Annotated in this window: 10 protein-coding genes; 4 read left to right on the forward strand and 6 right to left on the reverse strand. The window is 67.9% G+C overall.

The genetic code is table 11. From position 1 onward, the window contains the following. The first annotated feature begins 66 nt into the window (after positions 1 to 66). A complete protein-coding gene (locus QH276_RS01900; protein ID WP_348536941.1) occupies positions 67 to 603 on the forward strand; it encodes an SDR family NAD(P)-dependent oxidoreductase in 537 nt (178 codons plus the stop codon). 111 nt (positions 604 to 714) lie between these two features. Here the strand turns inward: QH276_RS01900 and QH276_RS01905 are convergent, their stop codons facing one another. The 3 genes from QH276_RS01905 to QH276_RS01915 form a co-directional block, all read right to left on the reverse strand. Then, positions 715 to 1335, reverse strand: a complete 621-nt coding sequence (locus tag QH276_RS01905; RefSeq protein ID WP_280398563.1) for a TetR/AcrR family transcriptional regulator — start codon at positions 1333 to 1335, stop codon at positions 715 to 717. Between the two features lie 317 nt (positions 1336 to 1652). Continuing rightward, positions 1653 to 2384, reverse strand: a complete 732-nt coding sequence (locus QH276_RS01910; RefSeq protein ID WP_280398562.1) for an ABC transporter permease — start codon at positions 2382 to 2384, stop codon at positions 1653 to 1655. Positions 2385 to 2466: 82 nt separating this feature from the next. Further along, positions 2467 to 3417: an ATP-binding cassette domain-containing protein gene (locus QH276_RS01915; protein ID WP_280398560.1), complete on the reverse strand. Its 951-nt coding sequence runs from the start codon at positions 3415 to 3417 to the stop codon at positions 2467 to 2469. A 200-nt stretch (positions 3418 to 3617) separates the two neighbouring features. Between QH276_RS01915 and QH276_RS01920 the strand changes: the two genes are divergently transcribed. Further along, complete coding sequence (locus tag QH276_RS01920; RefSeq protein WP_280398559.1) at positions 3618 to 4421, forward strand: TetR/AcrR family transcriptional regulator; 804 nt, start codon at positions 3618 to 3620, stop codon at positions 4419 to 4421. Between the two features lie 4 nt (positions 4422 to 4425). On the opposite strand, the gene bcp is transcribed toward QH276_RS01920, so the two are convergent. After that, positions 4426 to 4899: a thioredoxin-dependent thiol peroxidase gene (gene bcp / locus QH276_RS01925; RefSeq protein WP_280398558.1), complete on the reverse strand. Its 474-nt coding sequence runs from the start codon at positions 4897 to 4899 to the stop codon at positions 4426 to 4428. 242 nt (positions 4900 to 5141) lie between these two features. Between bcp and QH276_RS01930 the strand changes: the two genes are divergently transcribed. Next, positions 5142 to 5363, forward strand: coding sequence for a DUF3618 domain-containing protein (locus QH276_RS01930; protein WP_063130515.1), 222 nt, complete (start codon positions 5142 to 5144; stop codon positions 5361 to 5363). Between the two features lie 69 nt (positions 5364 to 5432). Here QH276_RS01930 and QH276_RS01935 read toward each other — a convergent pair whose 3' ends face one another. Next, positions 5433 to 5738: an excalibur calcium-binding domain-containing protein gene (locus QH276_RS01935; RefSeq protein ID WP_033246004.1), complete on the reverse strand. Its 306-nt coding sequence runs from the start codon at positions 5736 to 5738 to the stop codon at positions 5433 to 5435. Positions 5739 to 6057: 319 nt separating this feature from the next. Here QH276_RS01935 and QH276_RS01940 point away from each other — a divergent pair, with 319 nt between their 5' ends. Next, on the forward strand, positions 6058 to 8175 hold the full coding sequence (locus tag QH276_RS01940; protein ID WP_280398557.1) for an acyltransferase family protein: 2118 nt from the start codon (positions 6058 to 6060) through the stop codon (positions 8173 to 8175). Between the two features lie 36 nt (positions 8176 to 8211). Here QH276_RS01940 and QH276_RS01945 read toward each other — a convergent pair whose 3' ends face one another. Then, positions 8212 to 8523: a hypothetical protein gene (locus QH276_RS01945; RefSeq protein ID WP_280398556.1), complete on the reverse strand. Its 312-nt coding sequence runs from the start codon at positions 8521 to 8523 to the stop codon at positions 8212 to 8214. Positions 8524 to 9054: the final 531 nt, after the last annotated feature.

Consider the following 9054-nt stretch of genomic DNA (forward strand, 5'->3'; position numbering starts at 1 on the left):
TCGGGCGCCTCGGCCCCCCCCGCCGGGGTGTTGTTTTAACCCCCCGCGGCGCCGGGGGGTTTTTTCTTGGCTCGGGTTTGGGGTCTTTGCACGTTGGGGGGGCCGGGGCGCCCGGTTCCCGGGCCCCCACGCAGCGGCCACATCATCAATATCTCGTCCATTGTCGGCCTGCTGCCGTTCCCGGGCTGGGGTCTCTACGCCGCCGGGAAATTCGCACTCGAGGGACTCACGGAGTCACTCGCCGGCGAGGTCGCCGAGCACGGGATCAAGGTCAACCTGATCGAACCGGGTTATATGCGCACCGACTTCCTGCGCCCGGTATCGCTGGGCTTGTCGGAGGCGAATGGCGACGCGTATCCGGCGATCCGAGAAATGGTGCAGCAGCATTTGGCGATGCCGGGTACACAGCTCGGCGATCCCGCGAAGGCCGCCGAGGCGATTATCGCGGTGGCGATGACAGGTGATGCCCCGTTGCATCAGCTGCTCGGGTCTGATTCGCTCGAACTCGCCGACGGCCGGGTGCAGTCGTTGCAGGCCGATATCTCCGCCGCCCGCGCGCTTGCCGTGACCACCGATATCACCGAGGTCGCGGCCGCCGGCTGAGCGTGCCGGCACAGTCGGCGGATGTCCCTGCCTCCGGGTGGTGACGTCCGCCGTACACGTGCGTTCAGCCCGTGTTGCCGTGGTTTCGGACCGCACCGGCGCGGCGACCGGTCAGCGGTCGCTGGCGGTGCGGGATTCCTTCTCCGCGACGAGCAGATAGGCGACCATCAGCCGTTTGAGTTCGGCGACCGCGTCGGCGTGGCTCTGTTCGTCTTGCACCGAGAAATTCAGCATCGAATACACCACGTGCACCAGCACCTCGGCCATCATGGTGCGGCGGCCGCGGGGAGTGCGCGGGGTCAGCGGGCGCAGCATCTGCGAGACGACCTCGGCGAATTCCTTTTCGTGGATCGCGCCGGTGGCTCGCGTGGACGGGGTGGACTGCATGGCCAGCCAGACCTCGCGGCGGGACGGGTCGGTCATCCACAGGCTGGCCAGATGGTCGACGAACTGGTTCATATGGCGCAGCCAGTCCAGCGAGGGAATCTCGCCGTGGAAATCGGCCAGTTCCTGGGATACCGCGACCAGATCCTGCCGGTTCAGTTCGCAGACGATGACGTACTTGTTGGCGAAGAACTGGTAGAGCGTGCCGATCGGGACCTCGGCCCGGGCCGCGACCTCTTCACAGGTGAACGATTCGAAACCCACTTCGACCAGAAGTTCCCGGGAGGCCTGCAGCAGCGCGTCGAACTTCCGCTTGCTGCGCTCCTGCGTCGGACGCCGCCGTGGCATGAGTTCCTGCGGATCGTCCTGCAGTTCCAGTTCCAGCGCAGGGTCCGGACGCCGTTTCACCGTGGCCTCCGTACGTACGTTCACATGTCCCAGGCTAGCGGTACGCCGAAGGTGGTGGTGGGAGAGTGCGGGAATGTGACGGCGAGTCTGTCATGTCTCACCACTCGGACGCCGCCCCAACCGGGGCCCCCACACCCGCGAGGGGGGGGGGGGGGGGGGGGTCGCGGGGGGCACGGGCCCGCCTTGCGTGCCTGCCCCCCCCCCCCGCCCCCCCCCCCCCGGGGCCCCCAACCCCGGTTGGGCCGGGGGAGTGCGGGTCAGTCGCGGGTCTTGCGATGGAAGAGCACGAGCGCGGTCACGTAGCACACCACGGCGATGCCGCCCCACCAGCTGAGCGCGAGGAGCGCGCTGTTGCCGATCGGGGTGCCGATCAGCAAGCCGCGCAGGGTTTCGATCACCGGTGTCACCGGCTGGTGTTCGGCGAAACCCCGCAGCCAGCTCGGCATGGTCTCCGGCGGAACGAAGGCGCTGCTCACGTAGGGAATGAACATCGCGAAGATGGTGAATCCGTTGGCCGCCTCGGGACTACCGGCGATCAACCCGAAGCAGGCGGACATCCAGGACAGTGCCAGCACCACCAGCGCCAGCACCGCGGCGGCGGCCAGCCAGCGCACCGGATCGGCGGTGGGCCGGAAGCCGATGGCCAGCGCCACCGCGACCACGATCGCCGTCGCCGCCATATTGCGCAGCAGGCTTTCGGTGATATGCCCGGTGAGGAACGACGAGCGGCTGATGGCCATGGTGCGGAACCGGTCGACGATGCCCTCGGTGATATCGACGGACACGCTGACCGCGGTGGTCGCGGCACCGAAACTCGCACACAGCAGGATGATCCCGGGCACCACGTAATCGACGAAGGTGCCGTCGCCGATATCCATGGCGCCGCCGAAGACGTAGACGAACATCAGCAGGATCATGATCGGCAGGGCGAGGGTGCTGATCAGCGCGTCGGGACTGCGCAGGGTGTGGCGCAGATTGCGGGCCGTCATGGTGGCCGCGTCCTGGGCGGAATGGGTGAGGGTGGTCACGCGAATGACTCTCTGTGAGTAACGGTTGCGGGAGATCGGGTGGTCAGGACACCGCCGCCATGGCCTCGGCCGGGCGGCTGGTGAGTGCGAAGAACACATCGTCGAGGTCGGGCGTGTGCACGCTGAGTTGTTCGACCGTGATATCGAGGGCGGCGAACTCGTCCAGTAGACGTTTGAGATGGGCGACACGGCCGTCGGAGGGGATCTGCAGGGTGAGTTCGGCGGGATCGGTTTCGGGGAATCCGGTGACGCGGGCGGCGGCGGCGAGGTCCGCGCGGTCGGCGAAGCGGAACAGGATATGGCCGCCCGGGGTGAGTTGTTTGAGTTCGGCCGGGGACCCGTCGGCGACGATACGTCCGTCGTGCAGGACCGCGATCCGGTCGGCGAGCTGATCGGCTTCCTCCAGGTACTGGGTGGTGAGGAAAACGGTGACGCCGTCATCGACCAGTTCGCGGATCACCTGCCACAGTTCCCGCCGGCTGCGCGGGTCCAGACCGGTGGTGGGTTCGTCGAGAAACACCACTTCCGGACGGCCCATCAGGCTCATCGCGAGATCGAGGCGGCGGCGCATCCCGCCGGAGTAGGTACTCGCGGGGCGGTTCGCGGCGTCGGTGAGATCGAATCGCTCGAGCAGTTCGGTGGTGCGCCGGCGGTTCTCGGACCGGCCGAGATGCAGCAGGCGCCCGACCATGCGCAGGTTCTCGGTACCGGTGAGGACCTTGTCCAAGGCGGCGTACTGGCCGGTGACTCCGATGGAGGCACGAACCCGATCGGGTTCACGCGATACGTCGTACCCGGCGACCTGCGCGCTGCCGTCGTCCGGCGCGGTCAGGGTCGCCAGGATGCGCACCATGGTGGTTTTCCCGGCGCCGTTGGGGCCGAGTAGCGAGAACACCGATCCGCGGTCGATCTCGAGGTCGATACCGGTGAGTACCGGTTGCGCGCCGAAGGATTTGCGGAGGCCGGCGAGGGCGATGGCAGGAGGGGCGGTCATGGTGAACTCCGTTCGGAAAACTGTATGTCGCATAAACTGTATATGGCATACATTCTGTTTAAAGAGTACACAGTTCGAACCGGAGCGCAACAGCCGAGCCGCGGGTGATGTAGTAGTGCTCGAACACCATCGCCGGCAGGCCGGCGGGGGCGCGGGGACACCGCGCCCGGGCGTCCCTGGACCGCAACGGAAGGACATCGATGGCGAGGGCCGGTGCAGGCGAGAACGGGCCGAACCCGGAGACGGCCGGCACACGCGCGAACATCGCCGGCCCGTGGGTGGCGGACGCCGATCTCCCGCCGCTGTCCAAGGCGGTCGAGCTCATGTGGGGGCTGGCCCCGGCCGCGACGCGCGGCCCCCGCCGCGGCTTGAGCCTGGAACAGATCGTCGACGCCGCCATCGAGCTCGCGGACGAAGAAGGATTCGACGCATTGTCGATGAACAGGCTGGCCGAGCGGCTCGGCTTCACGGCGATGTCGCTGTACCGCTATGTGGACAGCAAGGCGACCCTGCTCGAGATCGCGCTGGACCGGGTGGTCGGCAGCCCACCGGAGATTCCGCCGGGCACCCCGTGGCGCGCGGCACTCGAACTGTGGGCGCGGGCGGAATTCCGGACCATCAGCAAGCATTCCGGCTGGCTGCATGTGCGCATGAGCGCGCCGCCGCTGGGGCCCAACAATATGGCCTGGCTGGAAACGGGCCTGGCGGCGCTCGGTGAGACCCGCGTACCCGAGCCGTTGAAACTACAGCTGGTGATGAATCTGTCGCTGTATGTCATCGGCCGGGCCCGGCTGGCGGAAGAGATCAAGGCCGAAGACGAAGAGTCCGAAGGTGATTGGGGAATCGTCGACCGCCTGGACCCGGAGCGGTTTCCCGCCCTCATCACGGCCGTCCGGGCCCAGGCGTTCGAACAGGACGATCAGCAGTGGGCGACATTGTTCTTCGACACCGGTCTGGATCTCCTGCTCGACGGTTACGAGCGGTTGATCGATTCCTACGAGTAGGTGGTCAGACCGCGAGATCGCGACGCAATTTGGCGACGTGCCCGGTGGCGCGCACGTTGTACTGCGCCACTTCGATCTTGCCGTCGGCATCGACGAGGAAGGTGGAACGGATCACGCCGGTCACCTTCTTGCCGTACATGGTTTTCTCGCCGAAGGCGCCCCACTCCGTGAGGACCTTGCGATCGGGATCCGACAGCAGTGGGAAGTTGAGCTGTTCGGCGTCGCGGAATTTGGCGAGTTTGGCCGGTTTGTCGGGGGAGATCCCGATCACCGCCAGACCGGCCTCGTTCAGTTCACCGAGATTGTCCCGGAAATCGCACGCCTGCTTGGTGCAGCCGGGCGTGCTCGCCGCAGGATAGAAGTACACCACCACTTTGCGGCCGCGGTAATCGGCCAGGGACACCTCGTTGCCGTCGGCGTCGGGGAGGGTGAATTCGGGTGCCTGATCGCCCGGGGAGAGTCGCTGGTTATCGGTCACCCTCGCACCGTAACCGAACCATCCGACTCCCGGACGCGGACTCGGCGCGGCGAGAGACGGTAGCGGGCCGGTGGTATCGCGGCGGCGGGGCGACCGGCCGTGCCGGGGTCGAGCGAACCGCCGCCCGGGTGACCACGGATACACTCGAGCCCGAACCCCGGCGCACCGCGGTGGCAGCCGCGACCCAGGGGTGATCATCGGCCGCCGGCGGACGCGGCAGACCAGGTACAGGAGGCGTGAAGGTGGCAAAGGATACCGAGCGGATCGAGCAGGAGATCGAGGCCGCGCGGGAGCGGTTGGCCAGCACCCTGGACGAGATCGCGGTGCGGGCCGATCCGCAGCGCATCGCCGAGGGCACCAAACAGCTGGCGCTGGCCAAGGTGAACGAGCCGAAGGTGAAGTACACGCTCATCGGCGTGGGCGCGCTGCTCGCGGGCGCGCTGCTGTTCAAGATCCTGCGCTGAACACCACAAACGACAACGCCCGGTGACGGAAATCTCCGTCACCGGGCGTTCGTGCGCAGTGGGATCGAATCAGACGGTGGGGCAAGCGAACCCGTCGCCGTCCGGATCCAGGTGCGGGGCGAACCCGGGCTCACCGCGGAAGATCGGCGCCCGGCCCGCGGCGCGCGCTTCGTCACAGTTCTTGAAGGCGCCACCGGCGGAGCCGGTCTGCGCCAGCTGCGCCGAACCGGTGGCACCGAGCAGGGCGTCCACCGTCGACGAGCCGGTGCCCGCCAACGGCGGGAGGGCCTGTGCGGAACCGGCGCCCACAACGGGAGCGGCCAGAAGGGTCAGCCCCGCGGCGGCGGCGCTGACATAGAGCTGGCGTACGTTCATGAATTCCTCTATGTCTGCTGGGGGGTGGAACTTGCGTTCGACGGAGAACGCGCGGCTACCACTGTTGTGAGGGGCGCCTCGATTGTCAACTCGTATGGCCTGGATAAGACAAGGGGAAATCGGGGTCGCGGCTGGGTACTCCCCGGATGCTGCGGTGGCTCCGCCGCGGTGGCGAAGCCTGCCGTCCAGAAGGTGGAATTCGCCGGACACCACACGTTGTGATAGGGATGCATGCTATGTCCGAGGCTCGTTCTCCGCTGCTGTTACTCGACCCCCATCGGGCCGGGCGGGGAATTCGATAGGTCGGAGAAAGCAGTTGTTGCGAATCAAGGACCGTGACGCCGCTGCGCCGGAACCGGCCGCGCGGCCCGGCGCCACAGCCCGTCCGGCCGATTACCGGCTGGACCTCGACGGCCTCCGGGGTATCGCCATCGCCCTGGTGGTCGCCTTCCACGTCTGGTACGGCAAGGTGTCCGGCGGCGTCGATATCTTTCTGGTGCTGTCGGGCTTCTTCTTCACCGGCATGCTGTTGCGCCGGGTGGAGCGCACCGGCCGGATCGACGCGCGGCAGGTCGCGACCCGCACCGGGCGCCGGTTGTTGCCCGCGCTCATGGTGGTACTGGCCGCGGTGGCGGTCGCCACGGTTGCCACCAAGCCGTACTCGACCTGGGGCAATATGTCGGGCCAGACCGTGGCCACGGCCCTCTATTACCAGAACTGGTACCTGGCCCAGGCCGCGGAGAGCTATCTGGCCGCGGACCCCTCGGTGAGCCCGCTGCAGCATATGTGGTCGATGGCGGTGCAGGGCCAGTTCTACGTGGCGATCGTGGTACTGGTCGGGCTGGTCGCCTGGGTGTGCCGGCGTGGCGGCCGGCCGGGGGCCGCGCGACCGGCGATCGCGATACTGGCGCTGCTGCTGGGCGCCGCCTCGTTCGTCTACGCCGCCACCTGGATGACCAAGTCCCAGGAGTGGACCTACTACGACAGCGGCGCCCGCGCCTGGGAGCTGCTGACCGGCGCCCTGCTGGCCGCGGCGCTGCCCTGGTTGCGGCTGGGCTCCGGGCGGGCGGGCCGCTTCCTGGCGGCCGTGCTGGGTATCGCGGGCCTCACCGCGGTACTGGTATGTGGTCTGCTGTTCGACGGGGCCCGCCAGTTCCCGGGTCCGGCCGCCCTGTTCCCGGTGGGCGCCGCGGTCGTCCTGATCCTCGCCGGGATCCGCGGCGAGGGCGGGCGGCAGCCGATCGTGACCCGCCTGCTCGCCAGCCGGCCGATGGTCGAGCTCGGTGCCATCGCCTATTCGCTGTATCTGTGGCACTGGCCACTGCTCATCTACTACCTGGTACAGACCGGGAAGCCGCACGCCGGGCTGGGCGGGGGACTGCTCGTCATCGGTGCCTCCTTGATCCTGGCGGTGGTGACCAACAAGTTCATCGAGGAACCGCTGCGGGTGCGGTCGGGTGCGGCCGTGGTGACGCCGGTGTGGCGGCGCCGGATCCCGGGGGTGGCGGTGAGCCTGGTCGGGGTGCTCGTGCTGGGTGCCTGCGTGTCCTGGCAGGTCGTAGTGGCCCGGACCCCCTCCGAGCCGGTCGAGGCGCTACCGGTCAACGAGTATCCGGGCGCGGAGGCGCTGTTCGCCGGCGCGGAGGTGCCGGTGGCGAAACTGCGGCCGTCGATCCTGGAGGCGTCCAACGATCTGCCGGCACCCACCCGGGACGGCTGTATCTCGGACTGGTTCAACAAGGAAGTGGTGACCTGTACCTACGGGGATCCGAACGGGTCGCGCACCATCGCCATGGTGGGCAACTCCCATACCGAGCACTGGATGCCGGCCATGGACGCCCTGGCCAGAGTGCACGACATCAAAGTGGTCGTGTACCTGAAGATGGGGTGTTCGCTCAATATCCGCGACGACGCGCAATATCGCGGACTCGATATCTCCGATTGCCGCGACTGGTCGCGCGAGGTGATCGACCTGCTGGCCGCCGATCCACCCGAATGGGTGTTCACCACCGCCACGGCCCCCATCTGGCCCAGCGGCGGCGATGTGGTCCCCGCCGAATATCTCGATGTCTGGGCGGCGCTGGCCGAACGTCATCTGAACGTACTCGCCATCCGGGATACGCCCTGGCTGCGCAGCCCGACGGGGGTCCGCTACAGCGCCGTCGATTGTCTGGCCGCCGGTGGCGACAGCGCGACCTGCGGTATGCAGCGCACGGCCGCGCTCGCCCCGGTGAATCCCGCCCTGGTCCATGCCGCGGCGTTCCCGAACATGCGGCTGCTGGATCTCACCGATTCGGTATGCGGTCCGCAGATCTGCCGGGTGGTCGAAGGCAATGTGCTGGTGTACCACGACGAGCATCACCTCAGCGCCAGCTACGCCCGCACCCTGGCGCCGGAACTCGAACGACAGATAGGTATGGCTACCGGCTGGTGGTGAACCATGTGGTTTCGCCGGTCCGGCCGGCGTTACCTTTCACCACGGGGTAACGGGCGGTTTGACCCACAGGAGCTTCTCGTCGCGATGGGGCCGCTGCGCCGCCGGATGGTCCGGGTGCCGGAGCGCCCAGGCGGCCTTCTCGTCCAGCAGCCGAGCCACCGACCGCCATGTTTCGGCGGTACTCGGCGGATTGACCTCCGCCGCGCGCGCCAGTTTGCGGCGTACGGCGTCGGGCAGGCCGAGCAGTTCGGAACCGGAGATATCCCGGTCCCACAGATATCCGGCCAGCTGCCGCGCCTTGGCGGCGCGACCGGCCTCCGCGGCCGGGGAATGCGCGTAATCGGCCATACCCCACTGTAAGCGGGCAGGAAACAGGTCCGGTCGGCGCAGGTTCGTGGATCACCGGGTGCGGAAAGCAAGGCGCGGTGCCGTGCTCACCGCACGGCACCGCACACCCACTCCGTTGTGGGATTCCCCCTGGCCACCCTCGCGGACAGTGATACGCGCCGTTGCGTCCACGATGTGCCCACTCGATGACCAAGCTGTGTTGTTGCCCCCGAAACTCAATGCCCCCACCGGCTGCCGAGTCTTACGAACCTCGAACGCAACCACGGCGGCACCCGAGTCTTACGAGCCCCGCTGGGGTTCACAAAACCCCGAAACCCAACGCAACCACGGCGGTGCCGAGTCTTACGAGGCCCTGAGTGGTTTTGGCCCGTCCCCGCAGTGAGTGGGGGGAGGGAATGGGGGCCGCCCCCGGGGGGGGGGGCGGCCCCCCCCCCCCCCCCCCCCACACCCACTCCGTTGTGGGATTCCCCCTGGCCACCCTCGCGGACAGTGATACGCGCCGTTGCGTCCACGATGTGCCCACTCGATGAC

This window comes from Nocardia carnea (genome assembly GCF_029869215.1).
GTDB classification, from domain to species: Bacteria; Actinomycetota; Actinomycetes; order Mycobacteriales; family Mycobacteriaceae; genus Nocardia; species Nocardia carnea_B.